Genomic DNA, 16,318 nt, shown 5'->3' on the forward strand with positions numbered 1-16,318 from the left:
GCCCATGCGCCTGCTCTTCGCCGGGACGCCCGCGGTGGCGCTGCCGTCGCTCGACGCCCTGCTCGCCTCCCGCCACGAGGTCGTCGCCGTCCTCACCCGACCCGACGCCCGTGCCGGTCGCGGCCGCACGCTGACGCCCAGCCCCGTGAAGGAGCGCGCCCTGGAGGCGGGGATCGAGGTGCTGACGCCGGTGACGCTGCGGGACGAGGAGCTCCAGGCCCGGCTCGCCGAGATCGCCCCGGACGCGGCGCCCGTCGTCGCCTACGGGAACCTGGTGCCGCCCGCGGTGCTGGACCTGCCGCGGCACGGCTGGGTCAACCTGCACTTCTCCCTGCTGCCCGCGTGGCGGGGGGCCGCGCCGGTGCAGCACGCGATCATCGCCGGCGACGAGGTGACCGGGGCGAGCACCTTCCGCCTGGAGGCCGGGCTCGACACCGGGCCGGTGTTCGGCACCCTGACCGAGACGATCCGTCCGACCGACACCTCCGGCGACCTGCTCGGCCGGCTCGCCGACGCGGGCGCCGGGCTCCTGGTGCAGACGCTGGACGCGCTGGAGGACGGCATCCTCGCGCCGGTCGCGCAGCCGGCCGACGGCGTCAGCCTGGCCCCGCGCCTCAGCACCGAGGACGCCCGGGTGCGCTGGCGGCACCCCGCGATGGCCGTCGACCGGCGGGTCCGCGGCTGCACGCCCGCGCCCGGTGCGTGGACGACGCTGCCCGACGGCGCCCGGCTCGGGCTCGGCCCCGTGCGGCTCGCCCCCGAGGTCACCGACCTCGCGGCGGGCGAGGTGCGCGTGGGACGCGGCGAGGTGCTGGTCGGCACGGGCACCCACGCGGTGCGCCTGGGCGAGGTGCGGCCGGCCGGCAAGCGGGCGATGCCCGCGACCGACTGGGCACGCGGGGCGCGCCTCGAGGCCGGCACCGTGCTCGACGCCGAGCAGGTGCCGGCGTGACCGGGCGCCGGCCGGACGGGCCGCGCGCGGCGGGCTCGGGGCAGGGCGGGTCGGGGCAGGGCGGTTCCGGCCAGGGGAGGTCCGGCGGGTCCGGCCAGGGCGGCCGGCGCGGGCCTCGCGCCCGCACCGCTGCCGCCCCCGCCCAGCGTCGTCGCTCCGGGGACCCGGCGCGCACCGCGGCGTACGACGTGCTGCGCACGGTCGACGAGTCCGACGCCTACGCCAACCTGGTCCTGCCGCCGCTGCTCCGCGAGCGCGGCATCCGCGGGCGGGACGCCGGGTTCGCCACCGAGCTGGCCTACGGGGCCCTGCGCCTGCGCGGCCGGTACGACGCGATCGTCGAGCAGTGCGCGGGCCGGCCGCTGGCCCAGATCGACCCGCCCGTGCTCGACGCCCTGCGGCTGGGGGCGCACCAGCTGCTGGGCATGCGGGTGCCGCCGCACGCGGCCGTCTCCGAGTCGGTGGCGCTCGTCCGGGAGCAGGTCGGTGCGGGCCCGGCGCAGTTCACCAACGCCGTGCTGCGGGCCGTGTCGAAGGAGCCGCTGGACGTCTGGCTGACCCGCATCGGCGACGCCGCCGACCCCGCGGGCACGGACGAGGTCGCCCGGCTGTCGGTCGTCGAGAGCCACCCCGCCTGGGTCACCCGCGCGATGCGGGAGGCCCTGGTCGGGCACGGCCGGCCCGCCGCCGAGCTGCCCGCCGCGCTCGCCGCCGACAACGAGGCGCCGCGCGTCTCGCTGGTCGCCCGGCCCGGGCTGGCCGACCGCGACGAGCTGCTGCACGCCGCCGGCCCCGACGCGGAGCCGGGGCGGTGGGCGCCGACCGCCGTGACGCTCGCCGGTGGCGGCGACCCCGCCGGGCTGGCGGCGGTCCGCGCCGGACGCGCCGGGGTGCAGGACGAGGGCAGCCAGATCGTGGCGCTCGCACTCGCCGCCGCGCCGCTGGACGGTCCCGACGCCCGGTGGCTGGACCTGTGCGCCGGACCCGGTGGCAAGGCCGCCCTGCTCGCCGCGCTGGCGGGGGAGCGCGGTGCCCGGCTGGTGGCCAACGAGGTCCAGCCGCACCGCGCCCGGCTCGTGCGGCAGGCCCTCGCCGCCGCGCCGGACGGGTCGGTCGAGGACGTGCGGGTCGGGGACGGTCGCGAGGTCGGCGACGACGAGCCCGGCGGGTACGACCGCGTGCTGCTCGACGCGCCGTGCACCGGGCTCGGCGCCCTGCGGCGGCGTCCGGAGTCGCGGTGGCGGCGGACCCCCTCCGACCTCGCGGCGCTCGGCGCCCTGCAGCGGGACCTGCTGGCGTCCGCGATCCGGGCCGTGCGGCCGGGGGGCGTCGTGGCCTACGTGACGTGCTCGCCCGTGCTCGCCGAGACCCGGCTGGCGGTGCTGGACGCCCGGCGCGCGGCCCAGAAGGCCGGTCTGTCGGTCGAGGTCGTCGACGCACCGGCGGTCCTGCACGGCATCGCGCCGGGGCTCGACCTGCCGGACCGCGAGGACGCGCAGCTCTGGCCGCACGTGCACGGGACCGACGCGATGCACCTCACGCTGCTGCGCCGGACGTCCTGACCCGTCGCACCCGTCGCACCCGTCGCACCCGTCCACCCGGCGGGCCGCGCGCACGCCGATACGCTGGACGCGTGCCCGCACTGATCAGCCCCAGCATCCTGTCCGCCGACTTCGCGAACCTCGAGCGCGACCTGCACCGGATCAGCCGGGCGGACTACGCGCACGTGGACGTGATGGACAACCACTTCGTCCCGAACCTCACGCTCGGGCTCCCGGTCGTGCGGCGGATCATCGAGGTCGCCCCGGTGCCGGTCGACGTGCACCTGATGATCGAGGACGCCGACCGCTGGGCCGTCGAGTACGCGCACGCCGGCGCCGCGTCGGTCACGTTCCACGCCGAGGCCGCGCAGGCGGCGGTGCGCCTGGCCCGGGAGATCCGGTCCGCGGGCGCCCGCGCGTCGATCGCGCTGCGCCCCGCCACGCCCGTCGAGCCGCTGCTCGACCTGCTGCCCGAGTTCGACATGGTGCTGGTCATGACCGTCGAGCCCGGCTTCGGCGGCCAGGCGTTCATCGACGGCACGCTGCCGAAGATCCGCCGGCTGCGGGCCGCGATCGACGAGCAGGGCGCGGCCACCTGGATCCAGGTCGACGGCGGGGTGTCCCGCTCGACCATCGCGACGGTCGCGGACGCGGGGGCCAACGTGTTCGTCGCCGGTTCCGCCGTCTACGGGGCGGCGGACGTCGGCGCGGAGATCGACGCGCTGCGCGGCCTGGCAGACGAGGCGATCGCCGGGCGCTGATCGCCGGCGGGAATGAGCCGTGTGGCATCATCGTTGCCCAGAACACACACACGTGCTCCGGGGTCGGTGCAATTCCGAGCCGGCGGTGACAGTCCGCGACCCGCAAGCGCCTCTGGCGCGAGCGGTTGACCTGGTGGAACTCCAGGACCGACGGTGAAAGTCCGGATGGGAGGAGACGTGGCGGTGCGTCCGGCGCAGGCCGGGGGCACCGTGGTCGTCGTGCACCCGCGCGCCGCCTGCCACCCCGGAGCCTGACGGGCCGGAGGGGTGCAGGGATGGACACGCGAGCAGCGGTCGAGCGGGACGCGATGCGGCGCGCCCTCGACCTCGCGCGCCGCGGTACGGCCCACGGGCCCAACCCCCGCGTCGGCTGCGTCCTGCTCGGAGCGGACGGCGACGTGCTCGGGGAGGGCTGGCACCGGGGCGCCGGCACCCCCCACGCCGAGGTCGCCGCCCTGGCCGACGCCCGGGAGCGCGGTGCGGACGTGCGGGGGGCGACGGCGGTCGTCACCCTCGAGCCGTGCGACCACACCGGCCGCACCGGGCCGTGCTCGGTCGCGCTGCTGGCGGCCGGGGTCGCGCGCGCCGTCATCGCGGTCCCGGACCCGAACCCGGTCGCCGGCGGCGGTGCCGCTCGGCTGCGCGCGGCCGGCGTGGACGTCGCCACGGGCGTCGAGGAGGACGCCGGCCGGGCGCTCCTGCGGCCGTGGCTGCTCGCCGTCGGGCGCGGCCGGCCGTTCGTCACGCTGAAGACCGCCGCGACCCTGGACGGCCGGGTCGCCGCCGCCGACGGGACCAGCCGCTGGATCACCTCGCCGGAGTCCCGCGCGCACGCCCACGCCCTGCGGGCGGAGGTGGACGCGCTGGTCGTCGGCACCGGCACGGCCCTCGCGGACGACCCGTCGCTGACCGCCCGCACGCCGGACGGCGGGCTCGCCGAGCACCAGCCGCTGCGGGTCGTCGTCGGCACCCGGGACCTCCCGGCGGGCGGGCGGCTGGCCGGTCCCGGCGGCGAGGTCCTGCACCTGCGCACCCGCGACCCGCGCGCCGTGCTCGCCGCGCTGCACGACCGCGAGGCGCGCCGGGTGCTCGTCGAGGGCGGGCCGACGCTCGCCGCCGCGTTCCTGAGCGCCGGGCTGGTGGACGAGGTGCACGCGTACGTGGCGCCCGTCCTGCTCGGCGCGGGCCGGCCGGCGGTCGCCGACCTCGGGGCCCGGACCATCACCGACGCGCTGCGCCTGCGGACGCGGGACGTGCAGCGACTGGGCCCCGACGTGCTCGTCGTGGCCGACATCGAGGAGGCAGGCTGATGTTCACCGGCATCGTGGAAGAGGTCGGCACCGTGGTGGCGATCGACGTCGCGCCCGGGGCCGACGGGGGCACGGGCGACGCCCGGCTGACCCTGCGCGGACCGCTCGTGGTGTCCGACGCGGGGCACGGCGACTCGATCGCGGTGGCGGGCGTCTGCCTGACCGTGGCCGAGCTGGCGGGCGACGGGACGTTCGTCGCCGACGTCATGCCCGAGACCCTGCGCCGCACGGCCCTCGGTGACCTTGCGCCCGGGGCGCGCGTGAACCTCGAGCGGGCGGTGCGGGCCGACGCGCGCCTCGGCGGGCACGTGGTCCAGGGGCACGTCGACGGGGTCGGCACGGTCCGGCGCCGCACGCCCGGCCCCCGGTGGGACGAGGTCGAGGTCGCGCTGGACCCGTCGCTCGCGCGCTACGTCGCGGAGAAGGGGTCGGTCGCGGTGTCCGGCGTGTCGCTCACGGTCACCGCCGTCGGGCCGGACTGGTTCGGGGTCTCACTCATCCCGACCACGCTCGCCGGGACGACGCTCGGCGACGCGGCCGTCGGCACCCGGGTCAACCTGGAGGTCGACGTGCTCGCGAAGTACGTGGAGCGGCTGCTCGCGACGTCGGGGGCCGGGCGATGAGCGCCGGGACCGCACCCGAGGCGCTGGACCTCGGCACCGTCGAGCAGGCGCTCGCCGAGCTCCGCGCCGGGCGGCCCGTGCTGGTCGCCGACTCCCCGGACCGGGAGAACGAGGCCGACGTCATCCTGGCCGCCGAGCACGCCACCGCCGAGTGGGTGGCGTGGACGATCCGGCACTCGTCGGGGTACCTGTGCGCGCCGATGACCGCGGCCCGCGCGGACGCGCTGGACCTCCCGCTGATGGTGCCGCAGAGCCAGGACCCACGGCGCACCGCGTACACGGTGACCGTGGACGCGGCGCACGGCGTGACCACCGGTATCTCGGCCGCCGACCGCACGCAGACCCTCCGGGTGCTCGCGGACCCGGCGTCCGGCACCGAGGACCTCATCCGCCCCGGCCACGTGCTGCCCCTGCGCGCCGTGCCCGGGGGAGTGCTGCACCGGGCCGGGCACACCGAGGCGGCGGTCGACCTGTGCCGGCTGGCCGGTGTCGAGCCGGTCGCGGCCATCGCCGAGCTGGTGAACGACGACGGCACGATGATGCGGCTGCCCCGGACGCTCGAGCTCGCCCGCGAGCACGGCCTGGTGGTGCTCACGATCGCCGACCTCATCGCCTGGCGGACCACCCACGACGACCTGCCGACGGAGCCCGCGACCGGAGCCGAGGTCGCGGCGACCGCGCCCGGGCGCCGGGTGCACCGCGCGCACAGCGCCGTGCTGCCCACCCGGCACGGCGACTTCCGCGTGCACGCCTACCGCGACCTGCGCACCGGCGCCGACCACCTCGCCCTCGTCGCGGCCGGGGGCCTCGCCGAGCAGCCCGTCGTCCGGGTGCACTCCGAGTGCCTCACCGGTGACGCCTTCGGCTCGGCCCGGTGCGACTGCGGCCCGCAGCTCGACGCGGCGCTCGCGCTCGCCGCCCGGGACGGCGGGGCCGTGGTGTACCTGCGCGGCCACGAGGGCCGGGGGATCGGGCTGCTCGCGAAGATCGGCGCCTACGACCTGCAGGACCAGGGCCGGGACACCGTCGAGGCGAACATCGACCTCGGCTGGCCCGCGGACCGTCGCGAGTACGGCGCGGCCGCGGCGATCCTGGCGGACCTCGGGGCCCGCCGCATCACCCTGCTGACCAACAACCCGGCCAAGGTCGCCGGCCTCACCGCGCACGGCATCGACGTCGCGGACGTCCGCGGCCTGGAGGTCGGGCGCACCCCGCACAACGAGGCCTACCTGCGCACCAAGGCGCGCGCCATGGGGCACCTGCTGCCCGGCCTCGACCACCCGCACGACCACGACCACGAGCACGACCACCAGGAGGACGCACGATGAGCGGCAGCGGCGCACCCAGCATCACGACGGACGGCGCGGGCCTGCGGGTCGCGGTCGTGGCGGCGAGCTGGCACACCACCGTGATGGACGGGCTGCTCGCCGGCTCCCGGCGCGCGCTGGCGGCGGCGGGCGTCACCGACGTCCGGGAGGTCCGCGTCCCCGGCACCTTCGAGCTGCCGGTCGCGGCCGCCCGGCTCGCGCGCGGCGGGGACGTGGACGCGGTGGTGGCGCTCGGCGTCGTGATCCGCGGCGGCACCCCGCACTTCGACTACGTGTGCCAGGCCGCCACCGTCGGCCTCACCGACGTCGCGGTCTCCACCGGCGTGCCGGTCGGCTTCGGCGTGCTGACGTGCGACGACGAGGCGCAGGCGCTGGACCGCGCCGGCCTGGAGGGCTCGCACGAGGACAAGGGGGCGGAGGCCGCGGAGGCCGCCGTGGCGACCGTCGTCGCGCTGCGCGGCCTGTGAGCGTCCTCACCTGGCTGTTCGACGCCCAGCTGGTCGTCGCCGGCCACCCGGTCCTGTGGCGCGAGGTCGTCGGCAACCTGTTCGGGCTCGCGTCGGCGCTCGGCGGCCTGCGGCGGCGGATCTGGGCGTGGCCGGTCGGCATCGTCGGCAACGTCCTGCTCTTCACCGTGTTCCTCGGCGGGGTGTTCCACACGCCGCAGGCGCGCGACCTGTACGGCCAGGCCGGGCGGCAGGTGTTCTTCGTGGCGGTCGCCGTCTACGGCTGGGTGCGCTGGTCGCAGTCCCGGCGGACGGCCCGCGAGCACGGGGACGCGGACGCGCCGGCCGTCGTGCCGCGGTGGGCCGGCCGGTCCGGGTGGATCCAGCTCGGCGTGGTCGGCGTCGTCGGCACCGTCGCGTGCGCCCTGGTGTTCCGGGCGCTCGGGTCCTGGGGGCCGTGGGCGGACGCGTGGATCTTCGTCGGGTCCCTGCTGGCGACCTACGGCATGGCGCGCGGGTGGATCGAGTTCTGGCTGATCTGGATCGCGGTCGACGCCGTCGGCGTGCCCCTGCTGCTGAGCGCCGGCTACTACCCGTCCGCGTTCCTGTACCTCGTGTACGCCGGGGTCGTCGTGTCCGGCTTCGTCGTCTGGTGGCGTGCCCGCCGGGAGGCCGAGCCGCAGCAGGTCACCGCGGCCGCGGGCGTCTCGGGCTGAGGCGGGCGCGTGGACGCCGGACGAGGACGGGCGCCCCGACCGTCTACCCTGGCGGGCGTGAAGACGTTCGACTCGCTGTTCGCTGAGCTCACCGACAAGGCCGCCACCCGCCCCGCGGGGTCCGGGACCGTCAAGGAGCTGGACGCCGGCGTCCATGCGATCGGCAAGAAGATCGTCGAGGAGGCCGCCGAGGTCTGGATGGCCGCGGAGCACGAGGGCGACGAGCGCACCGCGGAGGAGATCTCCCAGCTGCTCTACCACCTGCAGGTGCTGATGGTCGCCCAGGGGCTGACCCTCGAGGACGTGTACGCCCACCTGTGACCGCCGCGGCCGACCCCCGGCCGCCCGCCGCCCCACGCCCCGCCTTCTCGAACCAGAGGACCCCCGTGCTGAGGATCGCCGTCCCGAACAAGGGCTCGCTCGCCGAGCCCGCCGCCGAGATGCTGCGCGAGGCGGGCTACCGCCAGCGCCGCGACTCCCGTGAGCTCGTCCTGCCCGACGCCGACAACGGCGTCGAGTTCTTCTTCCTGCGCCCCCGCGACATCGCCGTGTACGTCGGCACCGGCACCGTCGACGTCGGCATCACCGGCCGCGATCTGCTGCTGGACTCCGCGTCGCCCGCCACCGAACACCTGCAGCTGGGCTTCGCGCGGTCGACGTTCCGGTTCGCCACCCAGGCCGGCCAGATGAACGACGTCCGCGAGGTCGCCGGGCGCCGCGTCGCCACGTCCTACCCCGTGCTCGTCGCGGAGTACCTGCGCGGCCACGGCGTCGAGGCGTCCGAGATCGTCCGCCTGGACGGCGCCGTCGAGACCGCCATCCGGCTGGGCGTCGCCGACGTCATCGCCGACGTGGTCGAGACCGGCACGACCCTGCGCGCCGCGGGGCTCGACGTGTTCGGGGAGCCGATCCTGAAGTCGGAGGCGGTGCTCGTGCGCCGCGCCGACGTGGCCGAGCCGGCCGGGCTCGACGTCCTGACCCGCCGGCTCCAGGGCGTCCTCACCGCCCGCGAGTACGTGCTCATGGACTACGACGTGCCGCTGGAGCTCGTGGACCGCGCCGTCGCCATCACGCCCGGCCTGGAGTCGCCGACCGTCTCGCCGCTGCACAACAGCGAGTGGGCGGCCGTGCGCGTCATGGTCCGGCGCTCCGAGACCAACCGCGTCATGGACGACCTGTACGACGTGGGCGCGCGCGCCATCCTCGTCACGTCGATCCACGCCTGCCGGCTCTGAGGACGCCGCTCGTGACGGGGGCGGGCGGACCCGGGGCGGCGCGGCCGTCCGGGGACGGTCCCGGGCACCGGCCGGCGCTCGACGCCGTGTTCCGGCCGCGGGCCGCGCGCCTGGTCACCGCGGTGCTCGCCGTGGTGGTCGCGCTGGCGACGGTGCTCCTGCTGGTGCTGCTGCCCGGCACGGGGCTCCAGGGGCTGACCCTGGCGGACCGCCTCGGCATCGCGCTGGTCGGGGCGGCGATCGTGGTGTTCTGCTGGCGGCAGGCCACCGTCTCCGCGACCCCGACCCCCGCGGGCCTGCGCGTCCGGAACCTGGCGACCACCCGCACGGTGCCGTGGGCGCAGATCGTGTGGGTGCGGTTCGGCGAGGGCCGGCCGTGGGTGCAGCTCGACCTGGACGACGGCGACACCCTCGCCGTGATGGGCGTGCAGCGCTCCGACGGCGAGCGGGCCCGGCTGGAGGCGCGCCGCCTGGCGACGCTGGTCGCCGCGCGCCAGCGCACCACCCGCGACGACTGACCCGACCCGCGGGGGGTCGGATTCGGCGGGGGCGTCGCAGTGGTGCGTCCGGCCCGACACGCGCCGGCGTGTCCGGCTGAACGCTCCACTGCGCGTGGTGGGCGTGGGGGGTGCGGGTCAGGCTTCGCGGGCCAGGTGCGCCGCGTGGACGCCCGCCGCCGCGGCGGCCAGGAACGCCGCCGGGTCCTGGCCCAGCCCGCGGCCCATCGTGGAGAGCCGCACCGGGGAACCGCCCAGTGCGGTGAGCAGGTCCTCCCCGGCGGGGACGTCGACCAGGCGGTGGCGGCCCGCGGGGGCGCCGAGCGCCTGCACCTGCTGACCCACGCGCCGCCCGACGGCGTCGAGGTGCGCGGCGAGGTGCTCCTGCGGGTCCGGGACCCCCGCGCCGGCCGGCTCGTCGAGCGCGGCAGCCGGGTCGAGCCCGGGCGCCGGGTCGAACACCGGGACGACCACGTCGGCGGGTGCCAGGGCGACGCGGCCGTACGCGGTCATCGAGTGGTGCGAGATCCCGAGGTGCCGCTCGCGGGCGTCGGCGCCGGAGACCCGCAGCGACGCGACGGGCCGGCCGCCGAGCACCGCGGTCGCGTTGACGGCCTCGCCCGCCGCGACGCCGGAGAACCCCCACCGGGTCCCGGTGCCCAGGTTGCCCGGCCCCTGCGCGACCACCACGACGTCCGCCCCCACGACATGCCGGGCGGCGAGCAGCGCGGTGTGCACGGTGACCGCCTCGAGGTCGCCGCCGAACGACTGCCCGGCGGTGAGGCAGGCCTCGATCCAGCCGGCCTCGCGCAGGCCCGCGACCGCGCGGGAGAACCACGCGGGCAGGGCGCCGCCGTCGGTCATCACGTACGCGACGCGCAGCGGGGCGACCCCGGACCCCGCGGCGGACAGCCGGGCGTCGGCGTACCGGATGCCCGCGACCACGGCCGGCAGCGCGGAGTGCAGGTCGGCGACGACGACGGGGGTGCCCGCCAGGTCGTCGGCGTCGCGCAGCAGCTCGTGGTGCGGGGACTCCTGGTCGTCGACGCCCAGCACCATCGGCTGCAGCGGGGTGTACCGGGCCTTCACCAGGTGGCCGGGCCCGGGCTCCGGGTCGGCGGGCAGCCGGCCGGGGGAGCCGGGCGCGATCACGAGCGCGTAGCCGCCGGTGCCGAGCCCGCGGGCGAGCGCGGAGACGTTCAGCAGCACGGGGTCGCCGACCTCCGGCGTCCCGACGAGCGCGGGGTACGCCAGCGCCCGCACGCTGACGGGGTCCGGCCCGGTCACGCCGTCGGCGACGGTGACGACCAGCTCCACGGCTCCCGGCCACGTCCGGCCGACCTCTTCCACCACACCCGAGCGCCACGTGATCACCCGGCAACGCTACCGGCCACTACGGTTGACCCGATGCCCGAACAGATCCACCCCGCCGAGCGGCTGCTCAACCTCGTCATCGCCCTGGTGCACACGCCCGGCCGGATGACGAAGGAGCAGATCCGCCGCACCGTCGCGGGCTACGGCGACGCCCCGTCCGACGAGTCCTTCGAGCGGATGTTCGAGCGCGACAAGGACACCCTGCGCGACCTCGGCATCCCGGTGGCGACGGTGACCGCCGCGGGCCACGGGGACGACATCGGGTACCGGATCGACCAGGAGGCGTACGCGCTGCCGCCCCTGGAGCTCACGCCCGCCGAGCTCGGCGCGCTCTCGCTGGCCGCGGAGTTCTGGCAGGACCGGTCCGTCCGGGCGGACACGACGCGCGCGCTGACCAAGCTCCGCGCGGTCGGGGCCGGCGCGGGCGCGACCGACCTGGCGGCGGGCCTGGCCCCGCGGGTCCGGGCGGGCGGCGACGCGTTCCGGCCGCTGCTCGACGCCGTGCAGGCCCGGCAGCGCGTGCGGTTCACGTACCGCGCGGCCAACACCGGCGAGGTGCGCGAGCGCCTGGTCGAGCCGTGGCGGCTGGTCGCGCGGCGCGGCGGCTGGTTCCTGGTGGGTCAGGACGTCGACCGCGGCGCGACCCGGTCGTTCCGGCTCAGCCGGATCGAGGGCCGCGTGAAGGGGGTCGGCGGGGAGGACGCCTTCCGGGCGCCGTCGCCCGACGCGATGGCCGCCGCGCTCCGGTCGTGGGACGCGGGGCAGGAGCGGACCGCGCTGCTGGCGCTGCGCCCCGAGCGCGCCGAGGCGCTGCGCGCACGCGGGGAGCCCGTGGAGCTGCCGCAGGACGCCGACCCGGCCCTGCGCGACCTCGTCGCCCACCGCGACCTGGTCCGGGTGCCGTACCGGGCCACGTGGGAGCTGGCCGAGGAGGTCGCGGGCTACGGCGACGCGGTGCTGGTCGCCGAGCCGCCGGAGATGCGCGACGCGGTGCTGCGGCTGCTGCGGGTCGCCGCGGCGCTGGACGACCCGGCGCCCCACGACCCTGCACAGCGCGCGGCGGAGGAGGAGCACCATGGCTGAGCGGGCGAGCGAGCGGCTGCTGCGGCTGCTCGGCATGATCGGCTACCTCGACCGGAACGACGGCGTCTCCGTCGAGCAGCTGGCCGAGCACTTCGGCGTCACGCCGTCCCAGGTCATGGCGGACGTCGACACGCTCTGGATGAGCGGCACCCCCGGGTACTACCCGCACGACCTCATCGACTTCGACGCCGACTCCTACGACCGCGGCGAGATCCGGCTCACCGAGTCCCGCGGGATGACGCGGCCGCTGCGGCTCGGCACGCGCGAGGCGGTGACGCTGCTCGCCGCGCTGAGCGCGATGGTCGCCGACCTCGGGCCGACGCTGGACGACGAGCGCGCGGCGGTCCTGCGCTCGACGCTGGCGAAGCTGACGGCGGCCACGGGTGACGCCGCGAACGCCGTGGACGTCCGCCTCGCGGTCGACGGGCGGCCCGACGTGGTCGCCGCGATCCGCACGGCGCTCGCGCAGCACCGGCGGCTCCGCATCCGGTACGTGAACGCGTCCGACGTGACCAGCGACCGCGACGTCGACCCGCTGCGGCTCATGACCAGCGACGAGCGGTCCTACCTGCAGGCGTGGTGCCTGCGCGCCGGCGACGAGCGGCTGTTCCGGCTGGACCGCGTGCTGACGGCGGAGGTGCTCGACGAGCCGGCCGCCGCGCACCCGGGCGCGGGGCGCGGCGCGACCGCGGAGTTCCGGCCGGACCCGACGGGCGACGTCGTGACGCTGCACCTGCGCAGCACCGGCCGCTGGGTGGCGGAGACGGTGCCGGTCGAGGAGGTGCGCAACCTGGCCGACGGCTCGTTCGAGGTCGACGTGCGGGTCGGCCGGCCGGCGTTCCTGCGCAGCCTGCTGCTCCAGGCGGCGGACGACCTGCTCGGCGTGCGCCCGCCCGAGGTCGCGCGGGACGTCGCCGGCCGCGCCCGGGCGGCCCTGGCCGCGTACGGCCCGCTCGCCGACGGCCCGCCGGCCGGCGGCCCGAGGGCCGGCGGCGCGACGGGATAGGTTGGCCCGATGGTCTGGGTCGTCGTGTGGGTGGTGCTCGTGCTGGGCGCGCTCGTCGGTGCGTACCTGCTCGGGCGGGACCTGTGGCGGCGGTTCCGCGCCCTGGTCGCGGAGCTGCAGCGCGCGTCGGCGGTGCTGGGCGAGCTCGCGGAGCGGGCCTCCACCCTCGCCGAGCAGGCGCAGGAGGCGGAGCGCGCCGCCCGTGCCGCCCGGGAGGCGGTGCTGCTCCCGGAGCCGGCCGCCGCGCGGACCCGGTGGGCGGAGCTGCGCGCCGAGGCCGCCGAGCGGCGGGAGCGCCGCCGGGAGCGCGACCGGCTGACCCGCGAGACCTGGCGCGCGTACAGCCGCTGACACCGCTCCGGCGGCACGGCGCGTGACGTGGGTCACGCGCCCAGCCCAGGGGGCTAGACTCGCCGGACCACCGAACCTGCGACAGGGAGTACTGCTATGGGGCGGCTCTTCGAGCACCCGCTGACGATCGTCGTCCTGCTCGTCATCGTGCTGCTGCTGTTCGGGGCGAAGAGGCTCCCGGACCTGGCGAGCGGCATCGGGCAGTCGCTGAAGATCTTCAAGCGCGAGGTGCGGGACCTGTCGGACGACGACGACCCGCGCAAGGACGCCACGACGCCGCCCGTCGCGACCACCCCGGTCGCGCCGGCCGCCACGGTGACCCCCGTGGCACCGGCCGCCGTGGTGACGCCGCCGCCGGCCGCGCCGGTCGCACCGCAGGTCCCGGTCACGCCGGTGGCTCCCGTGGCCCCGCAGGCCCCGGCCCCCACGGAGCGCGACACCTCCGACCCGCGGGCCTGACCGGCCCGTGGCACGTCGTCGTCCGTCGGTCGACCCCGACGGCAGGATGCCGCTGCGCGAGCACCTGATCGAGCTGCGCAAGCGGGTGGTCCTCGCGGTGCTCGGCATGCTCGTCGGCGCGGTGCTGGGCTGGATCGTCTACGACGAGGTGTTCCACGCGCTGCAGGACCCGCTGCTGGACGCCGCGGCGGAGCGGGGCGTCGTGGCCTCGGTGAACTTCGCCGGGCTCGCCTCGGCGATGGACATGAAGTTCAAGGTCGCGCTGTTCATCGGCGCGATCGTGTCGAGCCCGTGGTGGCTCTACCAGCTGTGGGCGTTCGTGACGCCGGGGCTGACCTCGAAGGAGCGCCGTTCCGCGCTCGGGTTCCTGGCGATCGCGGTGCCGATGTTCCTCGCGGGCGCGGCGTTCGCCTGGTACACCCTGCCGCGCGCGGTCGTGGTCCTCACGGAGTTCGTGCCGGAGGACGCGACGAACCTCATCGACGCGCAGACCTACCTCAGCTTCGTCATGCGGTTCGTGCTGGCGTTCGGCGTCGCGTTCCTGGTGCCCGTGCTCATGGTCGCGCTCAACATCGTCGGGCTGGTCGAGGGCCGGTCGTGGCTGAAGGGCTGGCGCTGGGCGATCCTGCTGTCCTGCGTGTTCTCCGCGATCATGACGCCGACGCCGGACATCCTCACCATGCTCGTCCTCGCGACCCCCACCGCGGCGCTGTACATGGCGGCCGTCGGCATCTCGCTGCTGCACGACCGCCGCACGGCGCGCCGCCTGTCCGCCTCGGCGGACGGGACGCTCGCCCGGTGAGCCACCTCGGGGTGGTCGTCAACCCCGTGGCCGGCAAGGGACGCGGGAGCGGAGTGGGCGCGGCGGCCCTGGAGGCGCTGCGCCGGCGCGGGCACCGCGTGGAGGACCTCACCGCGCAGGACCTGCTGACGGCGACGGCGCACGCGCGCCGCGCGGCGGTGGCGGGCCTGGACGCCCTCGTGGTGGTCGGCGGCGACGGCCTCGTGCACCTCGGGGCCAACGTGGTCGCCGACACCGACCTGCCGCTCGGCATCGTCGCCGGCGGCACCGGCAACGACGTGGCGCGCGCCCTCGGGCTGCCGCGCGGGGACGTGGCGCGCGCGGTCGCGGCGATCGAGCGCGGGCTGGGCGACGGCCCCCGGGCGATCGACGCGGTGAGCGTCGGCTCGCCCCGGCACAGCGCCCGCGAGTGGTACCTGGGCGCGCTGTCCTGCGGGATCGACGCGGCGATCAACGCCCGCGCGAACGCCCTCACCTGGCCCCGCGGCGCGGCCCGGTACGTCCGGGCGCTGGTACCCGAGCTGCGGGCGTTCGAGCCGTACGGCTACCGGCTGACCACCGACGAGGGCGTCTGGGAGTCGGCCGGCACGGTGGTCGTCGTCGCGAACGGGCCGTGGATCGGCGGCGGCGTCCACATCGCCCCGGACGCGCGGCTGGACGACGGGCTGCTCGACGTGGTGGTCGCGGGCCCGTTCACCAAGGCGGGGGTCGTGCGGATCTTCCCGGGCATGTACCGCGGGCGGCACGTGCGGCACCCGCAGGTGCAGGTGCTGCGCAGCCGCCGCGTGGTCGTCGAGCCCGCCCCGCACCTGGGCGGTGCCCCGCCGGAGGCCCACGCGGACGGCGAGCGGATCGGCCCGCTGCCGCTGGTCGCCGAGGTGCATCCCGGCGCTGTCCGGGTGCTCGCCTGAACTCCGACCTAGGGTGGGCCCGTGGCACGACGCGACCCCCACCGCACCCGTCCTGAGCCCGAGGAGCTGTCCCCGGCCGAGCGCTACGCCGCCGCGCGCCGCAGGGCGCAGGCGGAGCGCAGCGAGCTCGGGCGGTTCCGGCAGCTGCTGGACTTCCCGCTCGACGACTTCCAGGTGGAGGCGTGCGAGGCGGTCGAGCACGGCAGCGGCGTGCTCGTCGCCGCGCCGACCGGTGCCGGCAAGACGGTCGTCGGCGAGTTCGCCGTGCACCTCGCGCTGGCGACCGGGCGCAAGGCGTTCTACACGACGCCCATCAAGGCGCTGTCGAACCAGAAGTACAACGACCTGGTCCGCCGGTACGGCGCGGAGCGCGTCGGGCTGCTGACGGGCGACACGACGCAGAACGGCGAGGCGCCCGTGGTCGTCATGACCACCGAGGTCCTGCGGAACATGCTGTACGCCGGGTCGACCACGCTCGACGGGCTCGGGTACGTCGTCATGGACGAGGTGCACTACCTGGCCGACCGGTTCCGCGGCCCGGTGTGGGAGGAGGTGATCATCCACCTGCCCGACGACGTGCAGCTGGTGTCGCTGTCCGCCACGGTGTCGAACGCCGAGGAGTTCGGGGACTGGCTGCGGACCGTGCGCGGGGACACCGCCGTGGTGGTCAGCGAGCACCGGCCGGTCCCGCTGGGTCAGCACGTGCTCGTGCGGGACGACCTGCTCGACCTGTACGCCGGCCACGTCGACCCGACGGCGCCGGGGGTGAACCCGCCGATCAACCCGGAGCTCGCCGCGCTGCTGCGCCGGGCGGACCGCTCGGGCGACGGACCGCACCGCGGCCGGCGGGGCGCGGGGGACCGGGGCTTCCGCGGGCCGGGCGGCCGGCGGCGCGACGGGGGCGGGCCGCCGGCCGCCCGGCC

General features: G+C 77.0%; 19 protein-coding genes and 1 riboswitch. Of the genes, 18 read left to right on the forward strand and 1 reads right to left on the reverse strand.

From position 1 onward, the window contains the following. The first annotated feature begins 4 nt into the window (after positions 1-4). From fmt to KJP73_RS05230, 11 genes are all read left to right on the forward strand, one after another. Positions 5-952: a methionyl-tRNA formyltransferase gene (fmt, locus tag KJP73_RS05180; RefSeq protein WP_213281713.1), complete on the forward strand. Its 948-nt coding sequence runs from the start codon at positions 5-7 to the stop codon at positions 950-952. After that, on the forward strand, positions 949-2,514 hold the full coding sequence (locus KJP73_RS05185; protein ID WP_213281714.1) for an RsmB/NOP family class I SAM-dependent RNA methyltransferase: 1,566 nt from the start codon (positions 949-951) through the stop codon (positions 2,512-2,514). Before fmt ends, KJP73_RS05185 begins: the two co-directional genes overlap by 4 nt. A 71-nt stretch (positions 2,515-2,585) precedes the next feature. Next, positions 2,586-3,254 carry a ribulose-phosphate 3-epimerase gene (gene rpe / locus KJP73_RS05190; protein WP_213281715.1) on the forward strand — a complete coding sequence of 223 codons (669 nt, stop codon included), beginning with the start codon at positions 2,586-2,588 and terminating at the stop codon, positions 3,252-3,254. 48 nt (positions 3,255-3,302) lie between these two features. Further along, positions 3,303-3,435, forward strand: a riboswitch (FMN riboswitch). Positions 3,436-3,529: 94 nt separating this feature from the next. Then, entirely contained in the window at positions 3,530-4,564 is a 1,035-nt protein-coding gene (ribD, locus tag KJP73_RS05195) for a bifunctional diaminohydroxyphosphoribosylaminopyrimidine deaminase/5-amino-6-(5-phosphoribosylamino)uracil reductase RibD (protein ID WP_249669110.1), read from the forward strand. After that, complete coding sequence (locus KJP73_RS05200) at positions 4,564-5,187, forward strand: riboflavin synthase (protein ID WP_213281716.1); 624 nt, start codon at positions 4,564-4,566, stop codon at positions 5,185-5,187. The genes ribD and KJP73_RS05200 overlap by 1 nt, the downstream gene beginning before the upstream one ends. Beyond that, entirely contained in the window at positions 5,184-6,515 is a 1,332-nt protein-coding gene (gene ribB / locus KJP73_RS05205; RefSeq protein WP_213281717.1) for a 3,4-dihydroxy-2-butanone-4-phosphate synthase, read from the forward strand. The genes KJP73_RS05200 and ribB overlap by 4 nt, the downstream gene beginning before the upstream one ends. Then, the gene (ribH, locus tag KJP73_RS05210) at positions 6,512-6,982 is read left to right on the forward strand and encodes a 6,7-dimethyl-8-ribityllumazine synthase (protein WP_213281718.1); all 471 of its coding nucleotides are present in this window, start codon (positions 6,512-6,514) and stop codon (positions 6,980-6,982) included. Before ribB ends, ribH begins: the two co-directional genes overlap by 4 nt. Then, positions 6,979-7,677 (forward strand): nicotinamide riboside transporter PnuC, encoded by a 699-nt coding sequence (pnuC, locus tag KJP73_RS05215; RefSeq protein WP_213281719.1) that lies wholly within the window; start codon positions 6,979-6,981, stop codon positions 7,675-7,677. Before ribH ends, pnuC begins: the two co-directional genes overlap by 4 nt. Positions 7,678-7,734: 57 nt before the next feature. Continuing rightward, positions 7,735-7,998, forward strand: a complete 264-nt coding sequence (locus KJP73_RS05220; protein ID WP_213281720.1) for a phosphoribosyl-ATP diphosphatase — start codon at positions 7,735-7,737, stop codon at positions 7,996-7,998. 65 nt (positions 7,999-8,063) lie between these two features. Further along, positions 8,064-8,912: an ATP phosphoribosyltransferase gene (hisG, locus tag KJP73_RS05225; RefSeq protein ID WP_213281721.1), complete on the forward strand. Its 849-nt coding sequence runs from the start codon at positions 8,064-8,066 to the stop codon at positions 8,910-8,912. An 11-nt stretch (positions 8,913-8,923) separates the two neighbouring features. Continuing rightward, positions 8,924-9,430, forward strand: coding sequence for a PH domain-containing protein (locus KJP73_RS05230; RefSeq protein WP_249669111.1), 507 nt, complete (start codon positions 8,924-8,926; stop codon positions 9,428-9,430). Between the two features lie 117 nt (positions 9,431-9,547). On the opposite strand, the gene KJP73_RS05235 is transcribed toward KJP73_RS05230, so the two are convergent. Next, the gene (locus KJP73_RS05235) at positions 9,548-10,783 is read right to left on the reverse strand and encodes a DUF3866 family protein (protein ID WP_213281722.1); all 1,236 of its coding nucleotides are present in this window, start codon (positions 10,781-10,783) and stop codon (positions 9,548-9,550) included. A gap of 33 nt (positions 10,784-10,816) precedes the next feature. Here KJP73_RS05235 and KJP73_RS05240 point away from each other — a divergent pair, with 33 nt between their 5' ends. From KJP73_RS05240 to KJP73_RS05270, 7 genes are all read left to right on the forward strand, one after another. After that, positions 10,817-11,866: a helix-turn-helix transcriptional regulator gene (locus KJP73_RS05240; RefSeq protein WP_213281723.1), complete on the forward strand. Its 1,050-nt coding sequence runs from the start codon at positions 10,817-10,819 to the stop codon at positions 11,864-11,866. Then, a complete protein-coding gene (locus KJP73_RS05245) occupies positions 11,859-12,872 on the forward strand; it encodes a helix-turn-helix transcriptional regulator (protein WP_213281724.1) in 1,014 nt (337 codons plus the stop codon). The genes KJP73_RS05240 and KJP73_RS05245 overlap by 8 nt, the downstream gene beginning before the upstream one ends. A gap of 9 nt (positions 12,873-12,881) precedes the next feature. Then, positions 12,882-13,223, forward strand: a complete 342-nt coding sequence (locus KJP73_RS05250; RefSeq protein ID WP_213281725.1) for a hypothetical protein — start codon at positions 12,882-12,884, stop codon at positions 13,221-13,223. Between the two features lie 96 nt (positions 13,224-13,319). Then, the gene (gene tatA / locus KJP73_RS05255) at positions 13,320-13,682 is read left to right on the forward strand and encodes a twin-arginine translocase TatA/TatE family subunit (RefSeq protein ID WP_213281726.1); all 363 of its coding nucleotides are present in this window, start codon (positions 13,320-13,322) and stop codon (positions 13,680-13,682) included. A gap of 7 nt (positions 13,683-13,689) precedes the next feature. Next, positions 13,690-14,484, forward strand: a complete 795-nt coding sequence (gene tatC / locus KJP73_RS05260) for a twin-arginine translocase subunit TatC (RefSeq protein WP_349628286.1) — start codon at positions 13,690-13,692, stop codon at positions 14,482-14,484. Continuing rightward, a complete protein-coding gene (locus KJP73_RS05265; RefSeq protein WP_213281727.1) occupies positions 14,481-15,395 on the forward strand; it encodes a diacylglycerol/lipid kinase family protein in 915 nt (304 codons plus the stop codon). The genes tatC and KJP73_RS05265 overlap by 4 nt, the downstream gene beginning before the upstream one ends. A 21-nt stretch (positions 15,396-15,416) precedes the next feature. Next, positions 15,417-16,318, forward strand: a 902-nt coding sequence (locus KJP73_RS05270) for a DEAD/DEAH box helicase (RefSeq protein ID WP_213281728.1), incomplete at its 3' end; no start/stop codon positions are given.

Source organism: Cellulomonas hominis, assembly GCF_901521055.1.
In the GTDB taxonomy this organism is placed as follows: domain Bacteria; phylum Actinomycetota; class Actinomycetes; order Actinomycetales; family Cellulomonadaceae; genus Cellulomonas; species Cellulomonas endometrii.